Source organism: Streptomyces sp. SAI-127, from assembly GCF_029894425.1.
GTDB lineage: Bacteria > Actinomycetota > Actinomycetes > Streptomycetales > Streptomycetaceae > Streptomyces.
On sequence record NZ_JARXYJ010000001.1, the window covers coordinates 6,282,501 to 6,308,310 of the forward strand.

General features: G+C 68.4%; 17 protein-coding genes, 2 rRNA genes and 1 pseudogene (1 of these 20 running past the window's edge). 12 read left to right on the forward strand and 8 right to left on the reverse strand.

The window, feature by feature from the left end; all coding sequences use genetic code 11:
* Both M2157_RS29010 and rrf read left to right on the forward strand, forming a co-directional pair.
* A 23S ribosomal RNA gene (locus M2157_RS29010) occupies positions 1 to 3,095 on the forward strand (it extends 28 nt beyond the left edge of the window).
* 71 nt (positions 3,096 to 3,166) lie between these two features.
* Positions 3,167 to 3,283: ribosomal RNA gene (gene rrf, locus M2157_RS29015) — 5S ribosomal RNA — on the forward strand.
* 101 nt (positions 3,284 to 3,384) lie between these two features.
* Here the strand turns inward: rrf and M2157_RS29020 are convergent.
* Genes M2157_RS29020 through M2157_RS29040 form a run of 5 tightly spaced genes read right to left on the reverse strand, consistent with a single transcriptional unit; the run spans position 3,385 to position 8,950 of the window.
* On the reverse strand, positions 3,385 to 4,695 hold the full coding sequence (locus tag M2157_RS29020; RefSeq protein WP_280866640.1) for a DUF58 domain-containing protein: 1,311 nt from the start codon (positions 4,693 to 4,695) through the stop codon (positions 3,385 to 3,387).
* Positions 4,695 to 5,684, reverse strand: coding sequence for a MoxR family ATPase (locus M2157_RS29025; RefSeq protein ID WP_266528619.1), 990 nt, complete (start codon positions 5,682 to 5,684; stop codon positions 4,695 to 4,697). Before M2157_RS29025 ends, M2157_RS29020 begins: the two co-directional genes overlap by 1 nt.
* The gene (locus tag M2157_RS29030; RefSeq protein WP_280858057.1) at positions 5,684 to 6,886 is read right to left on the reverse strand and encodes a DUF4350 domain-containing protein; all 1,203 of its coding nucleotides are present in this window, start codon (positions 6,884 to 6,886) and stop codon (positions 5,684 to 5,686) included. Before M2157_RS29030 ends, M2157_RS29025 begins: the two co-directional genes overlap by 1 nt.
* Complete coding sequence (locus tag M2157_RS29035) at positions 6,883 to 7,596, reverse strand: DUF4129 domain-containing protein (RefSeq protein ID WP_280868290.1); 714 nt, start codon at positions 7,594 to 7,596, stop codon at positions 6,883 to 6,885. Before M2157_RS29035 ends, M2157_RS29030 begins: the two co-directional genes overlap by 4 nt.
* A gap of 31 nt (positions 7,597 to 7,627) precedes the next feature.
* Complete coding sequence (locus tag M2157_RS29040; protein ID WP_280866641.1) at positions 7,628 to 8,950, reverse strand: glycerophosphoryl diester phosphodiesterase membrane domain-containing protein; 1,323 nt, start codon at positions 8,948 to 8,950, stop codon at positions 7,628 to 7,630.
* Positions 8,951 to 9,090: 140 nt separating this feature from the next.
* Between M2157_RS29040 and mtnA the strand changes: the two genes are divergently transcribed.
* From mtnA to M2157_RS29075, 7 genes are all read left to right on the forward strand, one after another.
* Positions 9,091 to 10,239, forward strand: a complete 1,149-nt coding sequence (mtnA, locus tag M2157_RS29045) for an S-methyl-5-thioribose-1-phosphate isomerase (RefSeq protein ID WP_280866642.1) — start codon at positions 9,091 to 9,093, stop codon at positions 10,237 to 10,239.
* A 157-nt stretch (positions 10,240 to 10,396) separates the two neighbouring features.
* Entirely contained in the window at positions 10,397 to 11,074 is a 678-nt protein-coding gene (gene mtrA, locus M2157_RS29050; protein ID WP_009333493.1) for a two-component system response regulator MtrA, read from the forward strand.
* A gap of 1 nt (position 11,075) precedes the next feature.
* The gene (gene mtrB, locus M2157_RS29055) at positions 11,076 to 13,181 is read left to right on the forward strand and encodes an MtrAB system histidine kinase MtrB (protein WP_280858041.1); all 2,106 of its coding nucleotides are present in this window, start codon (positions 11,076 to 11,078) and stop codon (positions 13,179 to 13,181) included.
* A complete protein-coding gene (locus M2157_RS29060; RefSeq protein WP_280866643.1) occupies positions 13,171 to 15,015 on the forward strand; it encodes an LpqB family beta-propeller domain-containing protein in 1,845 nt (614 codons plus the stop codon). The genes mtrB and M2157_RS29060 overlap by 11 nt, the downstream gene beginning before the upstream one ends.
* Before the next feature lie 327 nt (positions 15,016 to 15,342).
* Positions 15,343 to 16,461 (forward strand): ComF family protein, encoded by a 1,119-nt coding sequence (locus M2157_RS29065; protein ID WP_280866644.1) that lies wholly within the window; start codon positions 15,343 to 15,345, stop codon positions 16,459 to 16,461.
* A 312-nt stretch (positions 16,462 to 16,773) separates the two neighbouring features.
* Entirely contained in the window at positions 16,774 to 17,466 is a 693-nt protein-coding gene (gene raiA / locus M2157_RS29070; protein WP_057610773.1) for a ribosome-associated translation inhibitor RaiA, read from the forward strand.
* Positions 17,467 to 17,668: 202 nt separating this feature from the next.
* Positions 17,669 to 18,415 carry a response regulator transcription factor gene (locus M2157_RS29075; RefSeq protein ID WP_059210138.1) on the forward strand — a complete coding sequence of 249 codons (747 nt, stop codon included), beginning with the start codon at positions 17,669 to 17,671 and terminating at the stop codon, positions 18,413 to 18,415.
* A gap of 12 nt (positions 18,416 to 18,427) precedes the next feature.
* Here M2157_RS29075 and M2157_RS29080 read toward each other — a convergent pair.
* Both M2157_RS29080 and M2157_RS29085 read right to left on the reverse strand, forming a co-directional pair.
* Positions 18,428 to 19,613 (reverse strand): annotated as a pseudogene (locus M2157_RS29080) (crosslink repair DNA glycosylase YcaQ family protein).
* Between the two features lie 50 nt (positions 19,614 to 19,663).
* Positions 19,664 to 20,251: a GNAT family protein gene (locus M2157_RS29085; protein WP_280858036.1), complete on the reverse strand. Its 588-nt coding sequence runs from the start codon at positions 20,249 to 20,251 to the stop codon at positions 19,664 to 19,666.
* Positions 20,252 to 20,523: 272 nt separating this feature from the next.
* Between M2157_RS29085 and secA the strand changes: the two genes are divergently transcribed.
* Positions 20,524 to 23,364 (forward strand): preprotein translocase subunit SecA, encoded by a 2,841-nt coding sequence (gene secA / locus M2157_RS29090; RefSeq protein WP_280858035.1) that lies wholly within the window; start codon positions 20,524 to 20,526, stop codon positions 23,362 to 23,364.
* Positions 23,365 to 23,497: 133 nt separating this feature from the next.
* Here secA and M2157_RS29095 read toward each other — a convergent pair whose 3' ends face one another.
* Positions 23,498 to 24,229, reverse strand: a complete 732-nt coding sequence (locus M2157_RS29095) for an Rv3235 family protein (RefSeq protein ID WP_280858034.1) — start codon at positions 24,227 to 24,229, stop codon at positions 23,498 to 23,500.
* Between the two features lie 306 nt (positions 24,230 to 24,535).
* On the opposite strand from M2157_RS29095, the gene M2157_RS29100 reads away from it, so the two are divergent.
* The gene (locus M2157_RS29100; RefSeq protein WP_280866645.1) at positions 24,536 to 25,051 is read left to right on the forward strand and encodes a hypothetical protein; all 516 of its coding nucleotides are present in this window, start codon (positions 24,536 to 24,538) and stop codon (positions 25,049 to 25,051) included.
* An 87-nt stretch (positions 25,052 to 25,138) separates the two neighbouring features.
* Positions 25,139 to 25,804 (forward strand): HAD hydrolase-like protein, encoded by a 666-nt coding sequence (locus tag M2157_RS29105; protein WP_280858032.1) that lies wholly within the window; start codon positions 25,139 to 25,141, stop codon positions 25,802 to 25,804.
* Positions 25,805 to 25,810: the final 6 nt, after the last annotated feature.

The window sequence follows — 25,810 nt, forward strand, 5'->3', positions numbered from 1 at the left end:
TGCCTTGGCACCAGGAACCGATGAAGGACGTGGGAGGCCACGATAGTCCCCGGGGAGTCGTCAACCAGGCTTTGATCCGGGGGTTTCCGAATGGGGAAACCCGGCAGTCGTCATGGGCTGTCACCCATACCTGAACACATAGGGTATGTGGAGGGAACGCGGGGAAGTGAAACATCTCAGTACCCGCAGGAAGAGAAAACAACCGTGATTCCGGGAGTAGTGGCGAGCGAAACCGGATGAGGCCAAACCGTATGCGTGTGAGACCCGGCAGGGGTTGCGCATTCGGGGTTGTGGGATCTCTCTTTCACAGTCTGCCGGCTGTGAGACGAGTCAGAAACCGTTGATGTAGGCGAAGGACATGCGAAAGGTCCGGCGTAGAGGGTAAGACCCCCGTAGTCGAAACATCAGCGGCTCGTTTGAGAGACACCCAAGTAGCACGGGGCCCGAGAAATCCCGTGTGAATCTGGCGGGACCACCCGCTAAGCCTAAATATTCCCTGGTGACCGATAGCGGATAGTACCGTGAGGGAATGGTGAAAAGTACCGCGGGAGCGGAGTGAAATAGTACCTGAAACCGTGTGCCTACAAGCCGTGGGAGCGTCGGACATCAAGCTTGCTTGGTGTCTCGTGACTGCGTGCCTTTTGAAGAATGAGCCTGCGAGTTTGCGGTGTGTTGCGAGGTTAACCCGTGTGGGGTAGCCGTAGCGAAAGCGAGTCCTAATAGGGCGTTTGAGTAGCACGCTCAAGACCCGAAGCGGAGTGATCTAGCCATGGGCAGGTTGAAGCGGAGGTAAGACTTCGTGGAGGACCGAACCCACCAGGGTTGAAAACCTGGGGGATGACCTGTGGTTAGGGGTGAAAGGCCAATCAAACTCCGTGATAGCTGGTTCTCCCCGAAATGCATTTAGGTGCAGCGTCGTGTGTTTCTTGCCGGAGGTAGAGCACTGGATAGGCGATGGGCCCTACCGGGTTACTGACCTTAGCCAAACTCCGAATGCCGGTAAGTGAGAGCGCGGCAGTGAGACTGTGGGGGATAAGCTCCATGGTCGAGAGGGAAACAGCCCAGAGCATCGACTAAGGCCCCTAAGCGTACGCTAAGTGGGAAAGGATGTGGAGTCGCAGAGACAACCAGGAGGTTGGCTTAGAAGCAGCCACCCTTGAAAGAGTGCGTAATAGCTCACTGGTCTAGTGATTCCGCGCCGACAATGTAGCGGGGCTCAAGCGTACCGCCGAAGTCGTGTCATTCATGCAATAGGGCCAACGCCCGTATGGATGGGTAGGGGAGCGTCGTGTGCCGGGTGAAGCCGCGCCGGAAGGCAGTGGTGGACGGTTCACGAGTGAGAATGCAGGCATGAGTAGCGATACACACGTGGGAAACGTGTGCGCCGATTGACTAAGGGTTCCTGGGTCAAGCTGATCTGCCCAGGGTAAGTCGGGACCTAAGGCGAGGCCGACAGGCGTAGTCGATGGATAACCGGTTGATATTCCGGTACCCGCTGTGAAGCGTCAAACATCGAACCAGGCGATGCTAAGTCCGTGAAGCCGTTCCGGACCCTTCGGGGAATGGAAAGTGGTGGAGCCGGCGAACCAGACTTGTAGTAGGTGAGTGATGGGGTGACGCAGGAAGGTAGTCCAGCCCGGGCGGTGGTTGTCCCGGGGTAAGGGTGTAGGACGTCAGGTAGGTAAATCCGCCTGGCAATAGTCTGAGACCTGATGCCGAGCCGATTGTGGTGAAGTGGATGATCCTATGCTGTCGAGAAAAGCCTCTAGCGAGTTTCATGGCGGCCCGTACCCTAAACCGACTCAGGTGGTCAGGTAGAGAATACCGAGGCGTTCGGGTGAACTATGGTTAAGGAACTCGGCAAAATGCCCCCGTAACTTCGGGAGAAGGGGGGCCATCACTGGTGAGAGGACTTGCTCCTCGAGCTGGGGGTGGCCGCAGAGACCAGCGAGAAGCGACTGTTTACTAAAAACACAGGTCCGTGCGAAGCCGTAAGGCGATGTATACGGACTGACGCCTGCCCGGTGCTGGAACGTTAAGGGGACCGGTTAGTCACATTTCGGTGTGGCGAAGCTGAGAACTTAAGCGCCAGTAAACGGCGGTGGTAACTATAACCATCCTAAGGTAGCGAAATTCCTTGTCGGGTAAGTTCCGACCTGCACGAATGGCGTAACGACTTCTCGACTGTCTCAACCATAGGCCCGGTGAAATTGCACTACGAGTAAAGATGCTCGTTTCGCGCAGCAGGACGGAAAGACCCCGGGACCTTTACTACAGTTTGATATTGGTGTTCGGTTCGGCTTGTGTAGGATAGCTGGGAGACTTTGAAGCGGCCACGCCAGTGGTTGTGGAGTCGTCGTTGAAATACCAGTCTGGTCGTGCTGGATGTCTAACCTGGGTCCGTGATCCGGATCAGGGACAGTGTCTGATGGGTAGTTTAACTGGGGCGGTTGCCTCCTAAAGAGTAACGGAGGCGCCCAAAGGTTCCCTCAGCCTGGTTGGTAATCAGGTGTTGAGTGTAAGTGCACAAGGGAGCTTGACTGTGAGACCGACGGGTCGAGCAGGGACGAAAGTCGGGACTAGTGATCCGGCGGTGGCTTGTGGAAGCGCCGTCGCTCAACGGATAAAAGGTACCCCGGGGATAACAGGCTGATCTTCCCCAAGAGTCCATATCGACGGGATGGTTTGGCACCTCGATGTCGGCTCGTCGCATCCTGGGGCTGGAGTCGGTCCCAAGGGTTGGGCTGTTCGCCCATTAAAGCGGTACGCGAGCTGGGTTTAGAACGTCGTGAGACAGTTCGGTCCCTATCCGCTGCGCGCGCAGGAATATTGAGAAGGGCTGTCCCTAGTACGAGAGGACCGGGACGGACGAACCTCTGGTGTGCCAGTTGTTCTGCCAAGGGCATGGCTGGTTGGCTACGTTCGGGAGGGATAACCGCTGAAAGCATCTAAGCGGGAAGCCTGCTTCGAGATGAGTATTCCCACCCCCTTTGAGGGGTTAAGGCTCCCAGTAGACGACTGGGTTGATAGGCCGGATCTGGAAGCCCAGTAATGGGTGGAGGTGACCGGTACTAATAGGCCGAGGGCTTGTCCATATTTGCTCGCGTCCACTGTGTTAGTTCTGAGGCAACGACCGTGTTGTGTTTCCGGTCTAACTTCATAGTGTTTCGGTGGTCATAGCGTGAGGGAAACGCCCGGTTACATTCCGAACCCGGAAGCTAAGCCTTACAGCGCCGATGGTACTGCAGGGGGGACCCTGTGGGAGAGTAGGACACCGCCGAACCCCTTTTAGACAGAAAGGCCCACACCTTATGGTGTGGGCCTTTCTGCATTTCAAGTTCGGTTTCCTCAAGGGGGGGGCGCTTTGCGCCCCCCCCTTTTCGTTTACAGGCGTCCTGCCGCCTTCAATGCCAGATACGCATCTGCCAGCGCTGGCGCCAGATCGTCCGGTGTCGCGTCGACGACAGTCACTCCATGGCGACGGAGTTGTTCCGCCGTGCGATCGCGTTCCGTCTGCGCCTGGGCAGCCGCTGCGGCCTCGTAGACCGCATCGGTGTTTCCGCGGGCCGTGGCCATGCGGGCGATATGGGGATCCCCCACTGAGGCCAGAAGGACCGTGTGCCGTTGGGTGAGCTGAGGAAGGACGGGCAGCAGCCCCTCCTCGATCGGGGCGGCGTCGAGGCTGGTGAGCAGCACGATCAGGGAGCGGCGAGGGGCCGTACGCAGGGCTGTGGCTGTGAGGCCCCGGGCGTTCGTTTCGACGAGTTCGGGTTCGAGGGGTGCCATCGCGTCGACCAGGGAGGGGAGGAGGTCCTTGGCCGTTCGGCCTTGGACCAGGGCGCGTACTCGGCGGTCGTATGCGAGGAGGTCCACGCGATCGCCGGCGCGGGAGGCGAGGGCGGCCAGGAGCAGTGCCGCGTCCATGGAGGCGTCGAGCCTGGGGGCGTCGCCCACGCGGCCTGCCGAGGTGCGGCCGGTGTCGAGGACCACGAGGATGTGGCGGTCGCGTTCGGGGCGCCAGGTGCGTACGGCGACGGACGTCTGGCGGGCGGTGGCTCTCCAGTCGATGGAACGGGTGTCGTCGCCGGGGACGTACTCGCGCAGGCTGTCGAATTCCGTGCCTTCGCCGCGGGTGAGGACGCTGGTGCGGCCGTCGAGTTCACGCAGGCGGGCGAGCTTCGAGGGGAGGTGCTTGCGGCTGGTGAACGGGGGCAGGACGCGGACCGTCCAGGGGGCTCTGTGGGTGCCCTGGCGGGAGAAGAGACGGAGGGGGCCGTAGGAGCGGATCGTCACTCGGTCGGCCTGGCGGTCGCCGCGGCGGGTGGGGCGTAGACGAGTGGTGAGGCGTCGGCGTTCGCCGGCGGGGACGGTCAGCTGGTGGCGGGAGGCTTCCACTTCCGTGCCGGGCTGCCAGCTGCTGGGGGGCCAGGCGTCGCGCACGTGGGCGCGGAGGAGGCGGCCGGACGGGTTGGTGACCGTGAGGGTGACGTCGGCGGCCTCGCCCAGGCGGGCGGAGGTGTCACCGGAGCGGGCCAGGCCGAGGCGTCGTACGGGTGCCGCCAAGGCGAAGTCGCAGGCGCAGGCCACTGCCAGGGGGGCGTTGACGGCGAGGATGCCCGCCCAGCTGGGTTCCCAGATGCCGACAGGGAGGGAACCCAGGGCTGCGAGGAGTGCGGCGCGTCCGGTGAGGGCCATCAGCGGGGGACCGGGACGTGGGCGAGGATCGCGTTGATGACGGAGTCGGCCGTCACGCCCTCCATCTCGGCCTCCGGGCGCAGTTGGACGCGGTGGCGGAGGGTGGGGAGGGCCAGGGCCTTCACGTCGTCGGGGATCACGTAGTCGCGGCCGGTGAGCCACGCCCATGCGCGCGAGGTGGCCAGGAGGGCCGTGGCGCCGCGCGGGGACACGCCCAGGGTGAGGGAAGGGGACTCGCGTGTGGCGCGGCAGACGTCGACGACGTAGGCGGTGATCTCGGGGGAGATCGTGGTCTTGGCGACCGCGGCGCGTGCGGCTTCGAGGTCGGCGGGGCCTGCCACGGGGCGTACGCCGGCGGCGTGCAGATCGCGGGGGTTGAAGCCCTCGGCGTGGCGGGTGAGGACGTCGATCTCGTCCTGGCGTGAGGGGAGCGGGATCGTCAGTTTGAGGAGGAAACGGTCCAGTTGGGCTTCGGGGAGGGGGTAGGTGCCCTCGTATTCCACCGGGTTCTGGGTCGCGGCGACCAGGAACGGATCGGGGAGGAGGCGCGGGGTGCCGTCGACGGTCACCTGGCGTTCCTCCATGGCCTCCAGGAGGGACGACTGGGTCTTGGGCGGGGTGCGGTTGATCTCGTCCGCGAGGAGGAGGTTGGTGAAGACCGGGCCGGGCTGGAAGGAGAACTCGGCGGAGCGGGTGTCGTAGACCAGGGAGCCCGTCACATCGCTCGGCATGAGGTCGGGGGTGAACTGGACGCGCTTGGTGTCGAGTTCGAGTGCGGATGCGAGTGCGCGGACGAGCAACGTTTTGGCGACCCCAGGGACTCCTTCCAGTAGTACGTGTCCGCGGCAGAGGAGGGCGACGACGAGACCGGTCACGGCGGGGTCCTGGCCGACCACGGCTTTGGCGATCTCGGCGCGCAGGGCTTCCAGGGAGGCCCTGGCGGGGCCCGGGTCCCCAGTGGTCCCGGCGTTGTCAGTGGTCGGGTCCATCATGAACGGCGTACCTCTCTTTCGAGGGCGTCGAGTTGGTCGGCGAGGGAGATGAGGGCTGCGTCGTCGCCGGGCGGCGGGCCGAAGAGGAGGGAACGCAGGGACTGTCCGTCTCCGTCGCTGTGGAGATGGGCGGACAGGGCGGGAAGCAGTGCTTCGGGCGCGTGCGCCTGGGTGACGGGAACGCCCACGAGGGGGGCGAGGCGGGTGCGGGTGGTGGAGCGAAGAGCGGTGGCCGCGCGGTCGCGGGCGTTGGCTTTGCGGTAGAGGCGGGCGCGGCCTTCGACGGTTTCGGAGGCGCGGATCGCCACGGGGAGTTTCTCGGGCACGAGCGGGCCCAGTCGGCGTGCCCTCCACAGGGCGGCGAGTGCTGCCGCGAAGAAGAGCTGGAGTGTGCCCCACAGCCAGCCCGAGGGAAGCAGGTCGAAAAAGTCCTTCTCCTCGCCCGGGCCGGTGGCGGAGGAGTCGGAGAGCGAGGGGAGGTACCAGACCAGATGGGGGCGGGAGCCGAGGAGTTGGAGAGCGAGCGAGGCGTTGCCCTGCTCGTCGAGGGTGTCGTTGTAGAGGATGTCGGGCGCGCCGAGCACGACGGTGTCGCCGTCCCCGGAGGCCGCCGGGACGCGCACCAGGGTGGGCAGGCGCTCGCTGGGGTAGCACTCGTCGTAGCCGGGGTGTGTGACGGTGTAGCGGATGCCGCCTGTGTCGGCGGTGCCCGCGCGCTGGGCCGCCGGCAGGGCGCAGTCGGGGGAGAGCTTCGAGTCGAGGCTGGTGGCGGGGTCCGCGACGACGCCGGGGGCCAGCCGTTCCACGGACCAGCTGCTGGGGGCGACGAGGAGGGTGCGGCCGTCGGAGTCGGCGGTCGCGGAGTGCAGTTGGCTCTGCTGGCGGTGCGTCAGGAGGTCGGGTACGGCGATCAGGAGCGTGGTGTCGGGGCCGGCCGCGGCGCGTGCTTCGTCGAGTGTGGTGACCACTCGGGTGTCGACGCCTCGGTCGGCGAGGAGTTCGGCGACGGCGCGGCTGCCGTAGGGGTCGGCGGAGCGCGGGTCGAGGCTTCCGTGGCGTTCGGTGGAGCGGATCGCCGCGATCGCCACGGCCGCGACGAGGAGAAGCACGAGGGCGAGCACGACGCCTCGTGCGCGGGTCCACACCTGGCGGGCGGTGGGCGAGGCCGAGGTGGACGGGAGCGTGGCCTCGGTGGTCATTCGGCGGCTCCCTGGCGGGCGTTGTGGGCCGCGTGGTTGCTCATGCTCGCCGCGAGCACCGGTTTGGTGCGTTCCAGGTCGCGGTCGAGTTCGGCGATGCGGTGGTACGACTGCTCGGTCGCGGCCCGGCCGCCGTACGTGACGTCGTCGAAGTCGCCGGCCGCTGAGCGCAGCCGGTCCGTGTGGGAGGGCAGGGCGCGGCCCGCTTCCGCGGCGGCCTCGTCCGCGGTGCGGCCGGGGCGGATGTCGAGGAGGGTGCGTTCCTCCAGGGAGCGGACGATGGCACGCATGCGTTCCTGGACGGCCTGGTTCCAGTGGCCCTGGGCGGCGTGTGCCTCGGCGGCCGCGCGATGGTCGGCGGCGCTGCGTGGGCGGTCGTCGAACAGAGTGGCGGAGGAGGCGGGATCGCGGCGCGGAGTGCCCAGGCGCCACCACAGCGCGCCGACGACCAGGAGGACGGCGGCGATGACGACGACGAGCCCGAGTGGTCCCCCTGGTGTCGCGGACGAGGCGGCGTTGAACAGCTTGTCGACCCAGTCCCAGAACGCGTTGAGGGCGCGCTGGAACCAGCTGGGGTCGTTCTCGTGGTACATGCGCTTGGACAGCTCGCGGCGGGCCGCCTCTCGCGCGGGGTCGCGCGGGATCGTCAGTGGCGGTTCGTCGGTGGACCGTGCCAGTGACAGCACGGATGTGTCGACGGCGCGCAGCATGGTGAGCACTCCCCCCGGCAGGTTCACCGCATCAGCTCCCGGGAGTGGGGCCGGTGCCGTAGTCCTGTACGCCCGCTGCGCGGGCCAGTTCGAGGTCGAGGGCCTCGCGGCGGATGCGCTGGTCGATGTAGAGGAGCACGGTGACGCCCGCCGTGATCGGGAAGGTGATCATGGAGCCGATCACCGAGCCGATGCCGCTGATGATGAGGAACGTCCAGCCGAGGTCGCCGGTGCCGTTGACGAAGCCGCCGACGCCCTCGCCGCTGAGCGCTGCGGCGAGGAAGGTGAAGGGGATGACGACGATCGCCGCGATGATGTTCGCGATGATCCCGGCCAGCAGCTGAATGCCGAGGACTCGCCACCAGGAACCGCGCACCAGCTTCGTGGAGCGGCTCATCGACTTCACGATGCTCTGCTTCTCCAGCATCAGCGCGGGCGAGGCCAGGGAGAAGCGGATCATCAGCCACAGCGCGACGACGCCGGCGCCGAGGACGCCCAGGACGACGAGGGCGATACCGCCGCCGTTCGAGCCCGCGGCGGCCACGAGGATGCCGGGCAGTGCACCGACGGCGAGCACACCGAAGGTGATGAGCAGCAGCAGGAAGATCAGACCGAACAGCCTGGGTACCTGCGGGCGGGCCTCGCGCCAGGCCTCACCGGTGGTGACCGGCCTGCCGAGCACGGCCCGGCTGGTGACCGTTGTCAGCAGCGCGGTCGCGGCGACCGTGCCGATCAGGGAGATCAGGAAGACGACGGTGCTGCCGACCATGGTCTCGCCCAGGGCGCGGGTCAGCTCGTCGGCGCTGGCGCTGGGGTCGTTGAGGGCCTCGGTCCCCGCGCTGTCGTTCAGGACGAAGCCCTGGAGCAGGATGACGAGGACCTCGGTCACGACCGCGACGGTCAGCGAGATGCCGAGGACCGTGCGCCAGTAGGTGCGCATGGTGGAGACCGCGCCGTCGAGGATCTCGCCCACGCCGAGCGGGCGCAGGGGGATCACGCCGGGTTTGGCCGCGGGCGGGGGGCCGCCCCAGCCGCGGTAGGCGCCGCCCCAGCCCGGGGGAGGGCCGTAGCCTCCGGGCGGGCCGGCGGGGGGCTGGGACCCCCAGCCCGGGCCGGGCGGTGGGGGCGGAGGTGTCTGACCGGGAGCGGCGGGGCCTGTGGGGGCGGACCACTGACCGGGGGGCGGCTGTTCCTGGGACCACTTCGAGTCGGCGTCCTGCGGGTTGTCCTGCGGCTCTGGCGCGGGGTTCGCAGTCTCGGGCCGGATGGCGGGCTCGCCGGAATCGGACGTGCCGGGCTTGTGTCCGTCGGGCGGGGCGGATCCGGGCGAGGCCCAGCCCGGAGTGTCGTTCATCGTCGCTCCTTCACGATGCCCGTCCGCGGTCGCGGCGGCAGGTTGGCAGCCATCGTGCCATGGGGTGGTCGGCGAATGACCAGCCGCGGTATGGGCTGCGCACCTTCAATACTCCGGCGCACAAGGGGCAGACTGATCGCATGGCTGATCAGTACGCGCAAACCGGCGAGGACAGCAAGCCCACCGAGATTCCGGCAATCCGCTGGGAGGAGCCACCCGAAGGCCCCGTCCTGGTGCTTCTCGACCAGACGAGGCTGCCGGCCGAGGAGGTCGAACTGGTCTGTACTGACGCGTCCGCGCTGGTGGAGGCGATCCGTTCGCTCTCCGTGCGCGGGGCGCCGTTGCTCGGCATCGCGGGGGCGTACGGGGTCGCGCTCGCCGCCGCGCGCGGGTTCGATGTGGACGAGGCGGCGGCCGTGCTGGCGGGCGCGCGTCCGACCGCGGTGAATCTCGCCGTCGGGGTGCGCAGAGCCGAGGCCGCGTACCGGGCCGAGCTCGCCAAGAGCGGTGACCAGGAGCTGGCGGCCGGGGCTGCGCTGGCGGCGGCGCGCAGGCTGCACCGGGAGGATGCGGCGGCCAGTGCCGCGATGGCCGAGCGTGGGCTGGCACTCCTGGACGAACTGCTGCCGGGCGGCGGGCACCGGATCCTGACGCACTGCAACACCGGTGCGCTGGTGTCGGGCGGCGAGGGGACGGCGTTCGCGGTGGCGCTCGCGGCTCACCGGGTGGGGCGGCTGCGGCGGTTGTGGGTGGACGAGACGCGTCCGCTGCTCCAGGGTGCCCGGCTGACGGCGTACGAGGCGGCGCGCAGCGGGATGGCGTACACCTTGCTGACCGACAACGCGGCGGGCTCGCTGTTCGCGGCCGGGGAGGTGGACGCGGTACTGATCGGGGCCGACCGGATCGCCGCCGACGGGTCGGTGGCGAACAAGGTGGGGAGCTATCCGCTCGCGGTGCTCGCGCGGTACCACCATGTGCCGTTCATCGTGGTGGCGCCGGTGACCACGGTTGATCCGGACACGCCCGACGGGGCGTCGATCGAGGTGGAGCAGCGGGCCGGGCACGAGGTGACCGAGATCGCGGCGCCCCAGGCGCCGGTGGCGGGAGTCGAGGCGGGCGGTGGGATTCCGGTGGCGCCGCTGGGGACCCAGGCGTACAACCCGGCGTTCGATGTGACGCCGCCCGAGCTGGTGACGGCGATCGTCACGGAGGAGGGCGTGGTGTCGCCGGTGACGGCCGAGGCTCTTGCCGAGCTGTGTGCAAGGTCCCCGGAGGTGACGACCGGCTGATCCGGGTGTAGTGGCCACGTATTCCGCCTGAATCCACGGCGACCTCAGCTGCGGCGGTCGAGGCAGACAGTGATGGTCCAGTACGACTAAGGTCACTGGTCGGTGAGCTGTCTCACCACTGCCTTCACCACTGTTATGAGAATGGGATGATGTCTTTATGAAGGGACGAGTCCTTGTCGTCGACGACGACACCGCACTTGCCGAGATGCTGGGCATTGTGCTGCGTGGTGAAGGTTTTGAGCCGTCTTTCGTAGCCGACGGTGACAAGGCGCTGGCCGCGTTCCGTGAGGCCAAGCCGGATCTGGTGCTGCTGGATCTGATGCTGCCCGGGCGGGACGGCATCGAGGTGTGCCGCCTGATCAGGGCGGAGTCCGGCGTGCCGATCGTGATGCTCACGGCGAAGAGCGACACCGTCGATGTGGTCGTGGGCCTGGAGTCCGGTGCCGACGACTACATCGTGAAGCCGTTCAAGCCGAAGGAGCTCGTGGCCCGGATCCGGGCGCGGCTTCGGAGGTCGGAGGAGCCGGCTCCCGAGCAGCTCGCCATCGGTGACCTGGTCATCGACGTGGCCGGGCACTCCGTGAAGCGGGACGGGCAGTCGATCGCGTTGACGCCGCTGGAGTTCGACCTGCTGGTCGCGCTCGCGCGCAAGCCGTGGCAGGTGTTCACGCGTGAGGTGCTCCTCGAGCAGGTGTGGGGCTACCGGCACGCCGCCGACACCCGGCTCGTCAATGTGCATGTGCAGCGGCTGCGCTCCAAGGTCGAGAAGGACCCGGAGCGGCCGGAGATCGTGGTGACCGTCCGTGGTGTGGGTTACAAGGCAGGGCCCAGCTGACATGTCCGGAGACAGTGCTGCTTCGTCGCCCGGACGGACCGGGGCGGCTGCGGGGCGGCCTGTCGGGCGGAAGTCGGCGGGTTCCCGCTGGGGACGTTTCGTCGAGATCGGTCTGCTTCAGGGTGGAGTCCAGGGCAGCCCGGTCCTCAGGCTCTTCATGCGCTGGGTGCGCCGGCCGCTGCTGCCCGTGATGCGGCTGTGGCGGCGCAACATCCAGCTCAAGGTCGTCGCCACGACCCTGCTGATGTCGCTCGGTGTGGTGCTTCTGCTGGGCTTCGTCGTCATCGGGCAGGTGCGCAACGGGCTCCTCGACGCCAAGGTCAAGGCGTCGCAGAGCCAGGCCACCGGAGGGTTCGCGGTGGCCAAGCAGAAGGCGGACGAGGCCGGTGCCGGGACCGACGAGGCGGCCCCCGCGGAGGGTCAGTCCGATCAGTTCGTCATCGAGTGGATGAGTAATCTCGTCTACTCGCTCTCCAGCGGTGGTCAGGGCGCCTTCGACGTGGTGAGCCTGCCCGTGGGCGGCGACAGCGGGAGCGGGCGCGGGCCGCGTGCCTCGGGCGACGTCGACCCGACGGCCAGCGTCCCCGAGGCACTGCGCGAGAAGATCGACGAGAGCACCTCGGCCGCCCAGAGCTACACCCGCATCGTCTACGACCCCTATCAAAGTCCCCAGCCGGCCCTGGTCATCGGCAAGCAGGTCAACGACCCCAACGGCGATCCGTACCAGCTGTACTACCTCTTCCCGCTCACTCAGGAGGAGAAGTCGCTCAGCCTGGTCAAGGGCACCCTGGCGACCGCCGGGCTCTTCGTCGTCGTACTCCTCGGCGCGATCGCCTGGCTGGTGGTGCGGCAGGTCGTCACGCCGGTGCGGATGGCCGCCGGGATCGCGGAGCGGCTGTCCGCCGGTCGGCTCCAGGAGCGGATGAAGGTCACCGGTGAGGACGACATCGCGCGGCTCGGTGAGGCCTTCAACAAGATGGCGCAGAACCTTCAGCTGAAGATCCAGCAGCTGGAGGACCTGTCGCGGATGCAGCGGCGGTTCGTGTCGGACGTGTCGCACGAGCTGCGGACGCCGCTGACGACCGTACGGATGGCCGCCGACGTCATCCATGACGCCCGCGAGGACTTCGATCCGATGACCGCGAGGTCGGCCGAGTTGCTCGCCGACCAGTTGGACCGGTTCGAGACGCTGCTCGCGGACCTGCTGGAGATCAGCCGCTTCGATGCGGGCGCGGCGGCGCTGGAGGCGGAGCCGATAGACCTCAGGGAGGTCGTACGGCGAGTGGTCGGCGGGGCCGCGCCACTTGCCGAACGCAAGGGCACCACGGTCCGGATCGTGGGCGACCAGCAGCCCGTCGTCGCCGAGGCCGACGCCCGGCGCGTGGAGCGGGTGCTGCGCAATCTCGTCGTCAACGCCGTCGAGCACGGTGAGGGCAAGGACGTCGTGGTCAAGCTGGCTTCGGCGGGCGGGGCGGTCGCGATCGCGGTGCGCGACTACGGAGTCGGGCTCAAGCCCGGCGAGGCCACGCGCGTGTTCAGCCGTTTCTGGCGGGCCGACCCGGCACGCGCGCGTACCACCGGCGGTACGGGACTGGGGCTGTCCATCGCCCTGGAGGACGCACGGTTGCACGGCGGCTGGCTGCAGGCGTGGGGCGAGCCGGGCGGCGGTTCGCAGTTCCGGCTGACGTTGCCGAGGACGGCCGACGAGCCGCTGCGGGGCTCGCCGATACCGCTCGAGCCCAAGGACTCTCGCCGCAATCGTGGACTCAATGACGCCGGTCTGCCGCGTGGGGGCGGCGAAAAGGCGGCCACCGTGCCGGTTCAGCCGACGGGTGACCAGGTGAGCTCGCGGGATCCGATAGCGCCCAGGTCGGCCTCTGTGACACCCATGGCCGATCCGACGGCGCTGCCCGGCAACGGTGCGCGCGTGGTGCCCCGGCCGACGTCCGGTGCGCCACGGCCGGACAGCACTTCTGCCGGGGACAGGCCCGGCGGGGAGACCGTGAGCCGCCCGGACGCCGGGTCGCAGGAGTCGCACGAACAGCAGGACTCGTACGGACAGCAGGAGTCGTACGGACAGCAGGGGGAGGCATTCCGTGGACGCTGACCGCGAGGGGGGCGGCCGGCGCACGCCGAGGCGAGCGGTGGTGTACGCCGCCTGTGGCGTCGTACTGCTGGCGGGATGTGCCTCCATGCCGGACAGCGGGGATCTGCGCGGGGTCGACGCCACCCCGCGGCAGGACACTCAGGTGCGGGTCTACGCGATGCCGCCGCAGGAGGACGCCGAGCCCCTGGACATCGTGCAGGGCTTTCTTGAGGCGCTGACCAGCGACGATCCGGACTACGAGACGGCCCGCAAGTACCTGACCGGGAGTGCGGCGAAGCAGTGGCAGCCGGGGCTGTCCACCACGGTGCTCGACGACGGGCCCGGGGCCGACGTCGTGCCTCCCGTGGGCCGGGAGCAGGCCGAAGACACGTCGTTCACGCTGACCGGCACCAAGGTGGCCGTGGTGGACGCGCAGCAGTCGTACGCGCCGGCCTCCGGCGAGTACCGGGAGACCGTGCACCTCGTGCAGGACAAGAAGACCAAGCAGTGGCGGATCGACAGTCCTCCGCCGGGTGTCGTCATGGGGAAGTCGGACTTCCAGCGCAACTACGTGTCCGTCAACAAGTACTACTTCGCCTCGCACACGAGGGCGGCGACGGCTCCGCAGACCGTGGCGGTCGCCGATCCCGTGTATGTGCGCGAGCGCGTGGACCCCATGACGCAGTTGGTGCGATCCCTGCTCAACGGGCCGACGAGCTGGCTCGACCCCGTTGTCAGGACGCGCTTCCCGACCGGTACCGCGCTGAAGTCCGGCGTCTCCTCGCTGACTCCCGACGACCAGAACATCTTGACGGTGCCGCTCAATGGCAAGGCCGGGCACGTCAGTCCGGACCAGTGTGAAGCGATGGGGACCCAGCTGCTGTTCACCCTGCAGAACCTCACCCCCGCGGTGGACACGGTGGAGTTGCAGGCGGGCGGCAAGCAATTGTGTTCCGTGAAGGAGAACGAGGCCAACGGCGCCGCCACGCGCGGTTCGGTCGAGAATCCCGCGTACCTGTACTTCGTGGACGGTCGGCACCGGCTGGTGCGGATTTCGGCCGAAGCGGATGCCGGCGGTACGAAGGCCGAGCCGGTGCCGGTGCCCGGAGCGCTGGGCGACGGCGACAAGAATCTGCGGTCGGTGGCCGTCTCGCGTGACGAGCACACGGCGGCCGGTGTCGGCATCGACGGCAAGGCGCTGTACGTCGGATCGCTGGTGTCGGGCGGGTCACTCGGGGAACCGGTGCTGGTCAGCAACGGCAAGACGGCCGAGGACCGGCTGACCACGCCGAGCTGGGACACCGAGGGCGATCTGTGGGTGGCCGACCGAAACCCCGCCGATCCGCGGCTGCTGCTGTTCAAGGAGGGCGCGGGCAAGCCGCTGGAGGTGGCGACTCCCGGGCTGGACGGACGTATCAGGGATCTGCGGGTGGCCGCCGACGGGGTGCGGATCGCGCTCGTCGTCGAGAAGGGCGGCAAGCAGTCCCTGTTCGTCGGGCGGATCGAGCGGGAGGGCAGGACCGGGGACCCGCAGAGCGTCTCGGTGCGGGAACTGCGCTCCACGACACCGGATCTGGAGGAGGTCACGACCATGTCCTGGGCCGGCGACAGCAGGCTTGCGGTGGTCGGACGTGAGCAGGGCGGTGTGCAGCAGACGCGGTACGTCCAGGTCGACGGCTCCACTCCGGAGGGGCCGCCGCCGGCCGTGCTCACGGGTGTGAAGGAGATCGCCGCGTCCGAGGACGACGAGATGCCGTTGGTGGCCTACTCGGAGGACGGGATCGTACGGCTGCCTTCCGGGGCGCAGTGGCAGAAGGTGGACGCGGACGGGACGGCGCCGGTCTATCCGGGGTGAGATGACGGGACCGCGCTGTCGTCAGCGGCCGCTTTTGCCGGGGTGAGGCCCTGGTGAGGGTGGCCGCTTTTGTTCTGGGGCGGGTGGGGATTCGCGGCTGGTCGGGCGCGCCGGATTCGTTGGTCGGACGGGCGGGTTCGTTGTACGGATTCGTTTGTACGGGGAACTGATTCGCGGGCTGTGTTCGGCCGACCGAATGACTGTGGGGGGCCAGAGATTTGTGATGGGAACTGTTGTTCGTGTTCTTCGTATCGGTGAGCGGAGTTTTCCACAGGCAGTTATCCACAGGGGTGGCCGGTCGGCTTCGGCGTTGGCACAGTGGTGGGCATGCGGGGGTGGTGGCGGGACCTGACCGATCTGGTGCTGCCGGCCGAGTGCGGAGGCTGTGGGAGGCCTCGCACGGTGCTCTGTCCGGAGTGCCGTGCCGCCCTGGACGGGGCCGCACCGAGCCGGGCGCGACCGGTGCCGGAGCCGCCCGGACTGCCGGTCGTGCACGCGGCGGCTCGGTATGCGGACTCGGTACGGGCGGTCTTGCTGGCCCATAAGGAGCGAGGGTCGCTGGGCCTCGCTGGGCCGCTCGGCACGGCTCTGGCGGGGGCGGTATCGGCGGCGGTGCGGGAGGCATATGAGCCGGGCGGTGGGGGATTTGCGTCGGGGCGGCCTCGGGGGTCGCGTGAAGGGGGCTATGGGGCTTTGGTTGGGCCCGGTGTGCCGGTGCTGCTCGTTCCCGTGCCGTCCGCGCGGCGGGCGGTTCGGGCTCGGGGGCATGATCCGGCGCGGCGGATCGCGCTCGCGGCGGCTGGGGAGCTGCGGCGGGCGGGGATGCCGGGGCGGGTGGTGGCCGTACTGCGGCAGCGGCGGCGGGTGGCCGACCAGTCGGGGCTCAACTCCCGGCAGCGGTTGGAGAACCTCGCGGGCGCGCTGACCGCGGTTCCCGGCAGCGGACGGCTGCTGGCCGAAGGGCTGGTCGTGCTGGTCGACGACCTGATGACGACAGGAGCTTCCCTCACCGAGGCGGCGCGGGCCGTCCGGGAGGCGCGGGCTCGGGAGGACATCGGGAACCGCGGTGAACAGATGAGGGCCGGACACCGTGATCAACGGCAACGGGAGGCCGAAGGGCGCAGAGGTCACCGGCCGCCGGAGACGGCGGGACAGCGTGTCCACGGGCAGCCGGCATCGGCTGAGTGGCATGGCGAACGGCGGCGAGACGGGAGCGGGCGCCGTGGTGGACGGGTGGTGGCCGGATGCGACCGTGAGGGGGCGGGCTTCGTGTACACCGCTGCAACTCGGGAAAGCATGGGGGAACGGTTGGTCACAGTGACGGAGGAGGACACGGACCGGGAGCGCTGCTCGGCGACAGCGGCGGGCGTCGGTGGCGTCCGTGACCTGATCTGCGCAGCTGTGGTCGCGGCCTCGCCGGAGTCCTTCGAAATAAACCGGAACTGACAGCGTAGTTGCATCGTTGCAGGTTACGAGAGGGTAAATTCACCTGAACGGAGGTACGCCGCAGTAGAGGGTGACGACATCCGTCCAGGCGAGATATGTTCGGTTGTGAGAGAAAGGCGCAGGCCACACCTCGCAAATCCGAATGCCGTGCCCGCGGGATTTCCACCATCCTCCGCGACGGTGGAATGGAGATCTTGCCCGCGGGGGAGGAGGTGGAAGTCACCGAGTCCGAGGTTCCGGGGCTCACCGGAGCCTGGTGCAAAAGGGAGATGCTCCGCATCGAGGCGGAGCGATCCGGGAACGGAGTTCTGCGTGGACATCGTCGTCAAGGGCCGCAAGACCGAGGTGCCCGAGCGGTTCCGCAAGCACGTGGCCGAGAAGCTGAAGCTGGAGAAGATCCAGAAGCTCGATGGCAAGGTGATCAGCCTCGACGTCGAGGTGTCCAAGGAGCCGAACCCCCGACAGGCCGACCGTTGTGACCGAGTGGAGATCACGCTCCGCTCCCGCGGTCCGGTGATCCGGGCGGAAGCGGCAGCCAGCGACCCGTACGCGGCACTCGACCTGGCGGCGGAGAAGCTGGATGCCCGGCTTCGCAAGGAGCACGACAAGCGCCACACACGCAGGGGCGCACGGCGACTCACGGCTGCCGAGGTCGCCGACCACGTTCCGGGCGCGGCGACGCTCAACGGCAACGGGCAGGCCGTTCACGAGGAAGAGTCGGACGGTGTGCCGACCAAGAAGATCGGCTCGCTGGAGATCAAGGGTGAAGGCCCCCTCGTGGTCCGCGAGAAGACCCACGTCGCCTCCCCGATGACCCTCGACCAGGCGCTCTACGAGATGGAGCTGGTCGGGCACGACTTCTATCTGTTCGTCGACTCCGAGACCAAGGAACCGAGTGTCGTCTATCGGCGGCACGCCTACGACTACGGCGTCATCCACCTGAGCACGGACCCGATGGTCGCCCGGGCGCACTCTCCCGCGGCCGGAGACACGATGGGTGGCTGACCGTCCCGGATGACAGCTGAGCCGGTGCCCCTGGAGCGCATGTGCGCCCCCAGGGGCACCCGCGTGCGACCATTTCGCGTACCGCTCTGTCACCTCACTGTCGTCCGGGCATGAAATCATGGCCACACCGGCCCAACCGGTGGGTCGTTGCCTTGGGTTGGCGATGGCACAGGACCAGCCACAGCCTTCAGGGGGAGGAACGATGGCGGACAGCTTCGGACCGCTGCACGGCGAGGACGCCGGCGACGGCGTCGTCAGCATGGGCACGGACGCGGGCTCTCCACGCAAGGAGCCGATCCGGGTTCTCGTCGTGGACGACCATGCACTCTTCCGGCGCGGACTGGAGATCGTGCTCGCGGCCGAGGAGGACATCCAGGTCGTGGGGGAGGCGGGCGACGGCGCGGAGGCCGTCGACAAGGCCGCCGACCTGTTGCCGGACATCGTTCTGATGGACGTGCGGATGCCCAAGCGGGGCGGGATCGAGGCCTGCACCTCCATCAAGGAGGTGGCACCCAGCGCCAAGATCATCATGTTGACGATCAGCGATGAGGAAGCCGACCTCTACGACGCGATCAAGGCCGGAGCGACCGGATATCTCCTCAAGGAGATCTCCACGGACGAGGTGGCGACCGCCATTCGCGCGGTGGCCGACGGCCAGTCGCAGATCAGCCCTTCCATGGCGTCGAAACTGCTCACCGAGTTCAAGTCGATGATCCAGCGGACGGACGAGCGACGTCTCGTGCCCGCTCCGCGGCTGACCGACCGTGAGCTGGAGGTCCTCAAGCTCGTCGCCACCGGGATGAACAACCGCGATATCGCGAAGGAGTTGTTCATCTCCGAGAACACCGTGAAGAACCATGTGCGCAACATCCTGGAGAAGCTGCAGCTGCACTCCAGGATGGAAGCGGTGGTCTACGCGATGCGGGAGAAGATCCTCGAGATCCGCTGATTCGGCTCCCGGTCAGCGCAGGGCCGTCGTCAGCGCTCCGGTGACTTCCTTGGCGAGGGGTTCGCGCAGGTCCGGCGCGTCCACCCGCTCGACCCGAATGTCTGTGCAGTCCACCCAGCTCGCCGCCTCGACCAGGGCCTGGGCCACCGCCGGGACCGCCTTCGGGCCGTCCAGAGTGACCTGCCTGGCCACCAGCGTGCTTCCCTCCCGGGCCGGGTCCACGCGGCCCACGAGACGGCCACCGGCCAGCACCGGCATCGCGAAATAGCCGTAGACCCGCTTGGGCTTGGGGACGTAGGCCTCCAGTCGGTGGATGAAGCCGAAGATCCGCTCCGTGCGCGCGCGTTCCCAGATCAGGGAGTCGAACGGGGACAGCAGGGTGGTGCGGTGGCGGCCGCGCGGGGGTGTCTCCAGGGCCGCCGGGTCGGCCCAGGCCGGCTTGCCCCAGCCCTCGACCGTGACCGGCACCAGGCCGGAGTCGGCGATCACCGCGTCGACCTGTTCGCCTTTGAGACGGTGGTAGTCGGCGATGTCCGCGCGGGTGCCGACCCCCAGCGACTGGCCGGCGAGTCGGGACCAGGCGGCGCAGGCACTCGGTGTCGTCCAGCTCGTCGTGGAGCAGGTCGGCGGGGACGGCGCGCTCGGCCAGGTCGTACACACGCTTCCAGCCACGGCGCTCCACGCAGACCACCTCGCCGTACATCAGGGCGCGCTCGACGGCGACCTTGGTGCCCGACCAGTCCCACCACTCGCTGGTCTTCTTCGCGCCGCCCAACTCCGTGGCGGTGAGGGGCCCTTCGGTGCGGAGCTGCTTGATGACCTGGTCGTAGGTGCCGTCCGGGAGCTGGTGGTTCCAGTGCGGGCGGCTGCGGTAGGCGCGGCGGCGGAAGGCGAAGTGTGGCCATTCCTCGATGGGGAGGATGCACGCCGCGTGCGACCAGTACTCAAAGGCGTGCGTGTCGGTCCAGTAGGCGCTCTCCACCTTCTTGCGGCCCACCGCGCCGAGACGGGCGTACGGGATCAGCTCGTGGGAGCGGGCGAGTACCGAGATGGTGTCGAGCTGGACCGCCCCGAGGTGACGCAGAACGCCGCGGACTCCGGCCCGGCGGTCGGGGGTGCCGAGGAAGCCCTGGGCGCGCAGCACGAGGCGGCGGGCCTCGTCGGCCGAGAGGTCGGTGGTGGGAGGCGGAGTCGTCATGGGTCCGAACGATAGGGCCCGGCACTGACAGTGCGAGGTGACCTGCGGATCTACTGAGAGGCGGGAAGATACTGCGCCGTCGACGGCAGGCCCAGGTCCGAGGGCAGCAACGCGCCCACCCAGCAGTCCCGTCGTACGCCCTGGTGGACGAGCGAGGAACGCAGTACGCCCTCGATGGTGAAGCCGGCGCGCTCGGCCACCGCGCGCGAGGCCTGGTTGCCGACCTCCGCCCGCCATTCGACGCGGTCGATCGACCACTCGCCGAAGGCCCAGCGGGCGGCGGCCTCGACGGCCTCGGTGACGTAGCCGTTGCCGCGCTGTTCCTTGGTGCTCCAGTAACCGATCTCGGCCGTGCCCGCGGAGCGCTTGGTGAGGCTGAGCATGCCCACCAGCTCCTCTCCTTCGGGCAGGAATCCTTCGGGAAGGAAGAGGCCCCAGGTGAACATCGTGCCGTTCGCCCAGCCTTCCGGGACCAGCTGCTCCGTGAAACCCCGGGCGTGCTCGGGCAGGTACGGCGAGGGGATCGTGGTCCAGCGCAGGATGTCGGGGTCCTGCACGGCCGCGAAGACGGTCTCGGTGTCCCGCGGGGTCGGCGTGCGCAGCAGGAGGCGGGCCGTGGTCAGGATGACGGGTTCCATCAGCCGATTCTGCTCAGGTGTTCGGTGAAGGCGCCATCGGTTTAGCTGTGAGTGAGCGCGCGATCACAATTCGCGCAATTCGTGGGCGGGGCGCGGCACCATCGGTGTTCCCCGTCCGTTGTTCCCTTTGAAGCAGATTTTGAAAGAGCTGACAGTCGGCCTACCCGGCAGGCCTCCCGACGCGGCGGGGTCCTCGCATACGATGGCCGTTGCTCAGTAAGTCAAATGGAAACCGACCGTCCTAGGCCCGACCGGCAAGGAGACCAACCCCCGTGTCCGTCCTCTCGAAGATCATGCGTGCAGGCGAAGGCAAGATCCTGCGCAAGCTGCACCGCATCGCGGACCAGGTCAACTCCATCGAAGAGGACTTCGTCGACCTCTCCGACGCCGAGCTGCGGGCCCTCACCGATGAGTACAAGCAGCGGTACGCCGACGGTGAGAGTCTGGACGACCTGCTGCCCGAGGCGTTCGCCACTGTGCGCGAGGCTGCCAAGCGCGCGCTCGGCCAGCGTCACTACGACGTGCAGATCATGGGTGGCGCCGCCCTCCACCTCGGCTATGTGGCCGAGATGAAGACCGGTGAGGGCAAGACCCTCGTCGGCACCCTGCCCGCGTATCTGAACGCGCTGTCCGGCAAGGGCGTGCACCTGATCACGGTCAACGACTACCTGGCCGAGCGCGACTCCGAGATGATGGGCCGCGTCCACAAGTTCCTCGGCCTGAACGTCGGTTGCATCCTTGCCAACATGACGCCGGCCCAGCGCCGCGAGCAGTACGCGTGCGACATCACGTACGGCACGAACAACGAGTTCGGCTTCGACTACCTGCGCGACAACATGGCGTGGTCCCAGGACGAACTCGTCCAGCGCGGCCACAACTTCGCCATCGTCGACGAGGTCGACTCCATCCTCGTCGACGAGGCCCGCACGCCGCTGATCATCTCCGGTCCGGCCGACCAGGCCACCAAGTGGTACGGCGACTTCGCCAAGCTGGTCACCCGCCTGAAGAAGGGCGAGGCCGGAAACCCGCTCAAGGGCATCGAGGAGACCGGCGACTACGAGGTCGACGAGAAGAAGCGCACGGTCGCCATCCACGAGTCCGGGGTCAGCAAGGTCGAGGACTGGCTGGGCATCGACAACCTCTACGAGTCGGTCAACACTCCTCTGGTGGGCTACCTGAACAACGCCATCAAGGCGAAGGAGCTCTTCAAGAAGGACAAGGACTACGTCGTCATGGACGGCGAAGTCATGATCGTCGACGAGCACACCGGCCGTATCCTCGCCGGCCGCCGCTACAACGAGGGCATGCACCAGGCGATCGAGGCGAAGGAAGGGGTGGACATCAAGGACGAGAACCAGACCCTTGCCACGATCACCCTCCAGAACTTCTTCCGCCTCTACAAGCGCCACGACCACAACGGCAAGGAACAGCCGGGCCTCTGCGGCATGACCGGTACGGCGATGACCGAGGCCGCCGAGTTCCACCAGATCTACAAGCTCGGCGTCGTCCCGATCCCGACCAACCGGCCCATGGTCCGCAAGGACCAGTCGGACCTGATCTACCGCACCGAGGTCGCGAAGTTCGAGGCGGTCGTCGACGACATCGTCGAGAAGCACGAGAAGGGCCAGCCGATCCTCGTCGGTACGACGTCGGTCGAGAAGTCCGAGTACCTCTCCCAGCAGCTCAGCAAGCGCGGCGTTCAGCACGAAGTGCTGAACGCCAAGCAGCACGACCGTGAGGCGACGATCGTCGCCCAGGCCGGCCGCAAGGGCGCCGTCACCGTCGCGACCAACATGGCCGGCCGTGGTACCGACATCAAGCTCGGCGGCAACCCCGAGGACCTCGCGGAGGCGGAGCTGCGCCAGCGCGGCCTCGACCCCGAGGAGCACATCGAGGAGTGGGCCGCGGCTCTGCCCGCCGCTCTGGAGAAGGCCGAGCAGGCGGTCAAGGCGGAGTTCGAGGAGGTCAAGGACCTCGGCGGGCTCTACGTCCTCGGTACCGAGCGGCACGAGTCGCGCCGTATCGACAACCAGCTGCGCGGTCGTTCCGGCCGACAGGGCGACCCCGGCGAGTCCCGCTTCTACCTCTCCCTGGGCGACGACCTGATGCGGCTGTTCAAGGCCCAGATGGTCGAGCGCGTCATGTCTATGGCGAACGTCCCGGACGACGTCCCGATCGAGAACAAGATGGTCACGCGCGCGATCGCGTCCGCGCAGTCGCAGGTGGAGCAGCAGAACTTCGAGACCCGTAAGAACGTCCTGAAGTACGACGAGGTCCTCAACCGCCAGCGCGAGGTCATCTACGGCGAGCGGCGCCGCGTCCTGGAGGGCGAGGACCTGCAGGAGCAGGTCGTGCACTTCATGGACGACACGATCGACGCGTACATCGCGGCGGAGACCGCCGAGGGCTTCGCGGAGGACTGGGACCTCGACCGGCTGTGGGGCGCGTTCAAGCAGCTCTACCCGGTGAAGATCACCGTCGAGGAGCTGGAGGACGCGGCGGGCGACCGCGCGGGCCTGACCGCCGAGTACATCTCCGAGTCGATCAAGGACGACATCCACGAGCAGTACGAGGCGCGTGAGGCGCAGCTCGGCTCCGAGATCATGCGTGAGCTGGAGCGCCGGGTCGTGCTGTCGGTCCTGGACCGCAAGTGGCGCGAGCACCTCTACGAGATGGACTACCTCCAGGAGGGCATCGGCCTGCGCGCCATGGCGCAGAAGGACCCGCTGGTCGAGTACCAGCGCGAGGGCTTCGACATGTTCACCGCCATGATGGAGGGCATCAAGGAGGAGTCCGTCGGCTACCTGTTCAACCTGGAGGTCCAGGTCGAGCAGCAGGTCGAGGAGGTCCCGGTCGAGGACGAGAGGCCGTCCCTCGCCAAGCAGGACGCGGTTCCGGCGCAGGCCGGCTCGCGTCCCGAGATCCGCGCGAAGGGGCTCGACGCCCCGCAGCGCAGGGACCTGCATTTCTCCGCGCCGACCGTGGACGGCGAGGGCGGTGTCATCGAGGGCGAGTTCGCCGACGACGACGAGCCCGTGCGCTCCGAGGCGGACGGCCTCACGCGCGCGGAGCGGCGCAAGCAGTCCCGTGGTCGGGGGCGGCGCAAGAAGTAGTGCCCACGGTGCGATGGGCGCCGTGACGGATCGATGTGACGGTGCCGGTGGCGCCGTGGCGTAGCAAGGGCCGGTCACCTCGGGGTGGCCGGCCCTTCGGCGTGTGACGGACCAGCGGCCTTCTCCGGGCCTGTCAGTCGTCGTCCGGACGGGGAGCCCGGGAGCCACCCAGTTCGACCGCGGTGCACCGCCAGCGGAGGTCCTGGCCCTGTTCCAGGCGGAAGGCCATGGCGCGCAGCTGGTCGCCGGCACCGATCCGGGCGAAGGCCTCCACGGCACCCGGTCGCGGGACGTAGTAGCCGATGTCCCGGACGACGGGGCGGGTTCCGCGGGTGCGCAGGGGGCCGCGTTCGGCGAGCCAGGCCAGTTCGTCGTAGGCGCGGCCCGCGGTGTGCCGGAGCATCGAGTGGACGGGGCGCTGACCGCTCAACACGGCGACAAGGAGATCTGCGAAGAGGTCGGTGGGCCGGGGCTGGGGGACCAGGGGGCGGCTCGGGGTCCGGGACGGGACCACTGTGGCGGGGGCTGCGGTGCGGCCGTCGGCGAGTGCTGCTGCGACGACGGTGGTGGGCGTAGAGCCGGACGTGGTGCCGACTTTCCCGGCGCCTGCCGTGGTGCCGCGCCGCGGAGCTCCGGTGGTCGTGTCGTTCGGACCCGGGGTGCCTTGCGGGCGAGTGTCCGAGGGGCGCGTACGGGTGCGGGGGCCGCTGCCGGGGGAGCCGGGTGGGCGGCCGTCGCCCGGGGCCGTGCGGGGTGCGCTGCCGCCGGGTGTGCGGGGTGGCGTGCCGCCCGGGCGGCGGGAGTCGCGGCGAGCCGGCGGGCGGGTGCCGGGGTGGTACTGAGCCCTGGTCATGACCTTGTTCATGGGATCCCCGTTCTGCGAGCCCGGAAAGTACCGGGCGGTAACTTGCGTTGGGGATCTTGTACGGGGCCGAGGACCGTGGCGGCAAGGAAGCGACGGACCGCGCCGGGGGGCCGGAATGTTCACCTATCAGGGTGATCGGACAGGGCGGAACCCCGTGGCCCCAGGGGCGGGGCGGGTGAATTCCGGGCCCGGGGTGGACGCCCGCCGAGGGGTGGGCAGGGACTCGAAAGGGGACGCCCGCACGTATCCTGAAGGCCTTCGCGGAGCCCTTCCGATCACGTTCTCCGACCACGAAAGCGGCCAGCCATGCGCGTCTACGTCCCCCTGACCCTCTCCGGTCTCGCCGAGGCGTACAAGACGGGTGAGCTGGGGGCCGGACCGCTCCTCGCCTACGCCGTCACGCCCGCTCTGCGCGAGTGGTATCTCTCCGACGACATCGAGGAGCTGGAGTACGCGGCGCTGAACCGGGCCGCGCTGGCCTCGCTGCGGCTGCTCGCGGCGGACGCCGGCGCGGCGCGGCGCCGGGTCGTGGTGGCCGTCGACGTGGCCGACGGGGCGGCGGTCGCCGACCCCGACCGGGCGCTGGATCCCTCGGCGCTCGGTGAGGTGCGGGTGGCCGGGACGGTCAGGCTGGCCAAGGCGGCCGCGGTGCACGTCGACTCGGGCGACGCGGAGGAGGACGTCACCGCCGCCGCGGAGGCGCTGGAGGCGGCCGACGCCGGGGACGACGACGCGCAGTTCGTCGTGGACGGGGCCGAGGACCACGAGCTGCTGTGGTACGCGACGCAGGAGATCCCGAATCTCGTGGGACTGGGCGGCTGAGCCGTGATCCGTCCTGTCGGGCTGCGGCTTTACCCACTGTGACCTGCTGATCTCTTGATTGTCAGTGGGGGCGGGTACTTTTTTGGCATGGGGAAGCTGACAGGGGCGCACATCGTCTGGGACTGGAACGGCACGCTGTTCCACGACAACGACGCGATCATCGGGGCGACGAACGCGGCGTTCGGGGAGCTGGGGCTCGCGCCGATCACGATGGAGCAGTACCGGACGCTGTACTGCGTGCCGGTGCCGAAGTTCTACGAGCGGCTGCTCGGCCGGCTGCCCACCGACGCGGAGTGGGAGGTCATGGACGAGACCTTCCATCGGTACTACACCGAGCACCGGGTCGGGTGCGGCCTCACCGACGGGGCGGTGGAGCTGCTCGCGGGATGGCGGTCGGCCGGGCACAGCCAGTCGATCCTCAGCATGTACGTGCATGACGAGCTGCTGCCGTTGGTGCGGGGGTTCGGGATCGAGGCGCACTTCCTGCGGGTGGACGGGCGGACCGGGCCGTCCGGGGGGAGCAAGTCGGAGCACATGGAGCGGCATATAGCCGCGCTGGCGGGGGTCGAGGCGGCCCGGACCGTGGTGATCGGGGACGCCGCGGATGACGCGGTGGCGGCGATGCGGGTGGGGGCCCGGGCCGTGCTCTACACCGGGGGGTCGCACAGCCGGGCCAGTCTCGAGGTGGCGGGGGTGCCGGTCGTGGACACCCTGGCGGAGGCGGTGGCGGAGGCCGAGCGAATAGCGGCGTGACGGTTC

Coding starts and splice junctions, on each gene's coding strand:
- M2157_RS29040 (WP_280866641.1), bottom strand. CDS start 8,950: ATGAACGACACTCCGGGCTGGGCCTCGCCCGGATCCGCCCCGCCCGAC.
- M2157_RS29105 (WP_280858032.1), top strand. CDS start 25,139: ATGGGGAAGCTGACAGGGGCGCACATCGTCTGGGACTGGAACGGCACG.
- M2157_RS29075 (WP_059210138.1), top strand. CDS start 17,669: ATGGCGGACAGCTTCGGACCGCTGCACGGCGAGGACGCCGGCGACGGC.
- mtrB (WP_280858041.1), top strand. CDS start 11,076: ATGTCCGGAGACAGTGCTGCTTCGTCGCCCGGACGGACCGGGGCGGCT.
- M2157_RS29085 (WP_280858036.1), bottom strand. CDS start 20,251: ATGGAACCCGTCATCCTGACCACGGCCCGCCTCCTGCTGCGCACGCCG.
- M2157_RS29035 (WP_280868290.1), bottom strand. CDS start 7,596: ATGCTGCGCGCCGTCGACACATCCGTGCTGTCACTGGCACGGTCCACC.
- M2157_RS29065 (WP_280866644.1), top strand. CDS start 15,343: ATGCGGGGGTGGTGGCGGGACCTGACCGATCTGGTGCTGCCGGCCGAG.
- mtrA (WP_009333493.1), top strand. CDS start 10,397: ATGAAGGGACGAGTCCTTGTCGTCGACGACGACACCGCACTTGCCGAG.
- M2157_RS29030 (WP_280858057.1), bottom strand. CDS start 6,886: ATGACCACCGAGGCCACGCTCCCGTCCACCTCGGCCTCGCCCACCGCC.
- M2157_RS29020 (WP_280866640.1), bottom strand. CDS start 4,695: ATGGCCCTCACCGGACGCGCCGCACTCCTCGCAGCCCTGGGTTCCCTC.
- M2157_RS29095 (WP_280858034.1), bottom strand. CDS start 24,229: ATGAACAAGGTCATGACCAGGGCTCAGTACCACCCCGGCACCCGCCCG.
- M2157_RS29100 (WP_280866645.1), top strand. CDS start 24,536: ATGCGCGTCTACGTCCCCCTGACCCTCTCCGGTCTCGCCGAGGCGTAC.
- mtnA (WP_280866642.1), top strand. CDS start 9,091: ATGGCTGATCAGTACGCGCAAACCGGCGAGGACAGCAAGCCCACCGAG.
- M2157_RS29025 (WP_266528619.1), bottom strand. CDS start 5,684: ATGGACCCGACCACTGACAACGCCGGGACCACTGGGGACCCGGGCCCC.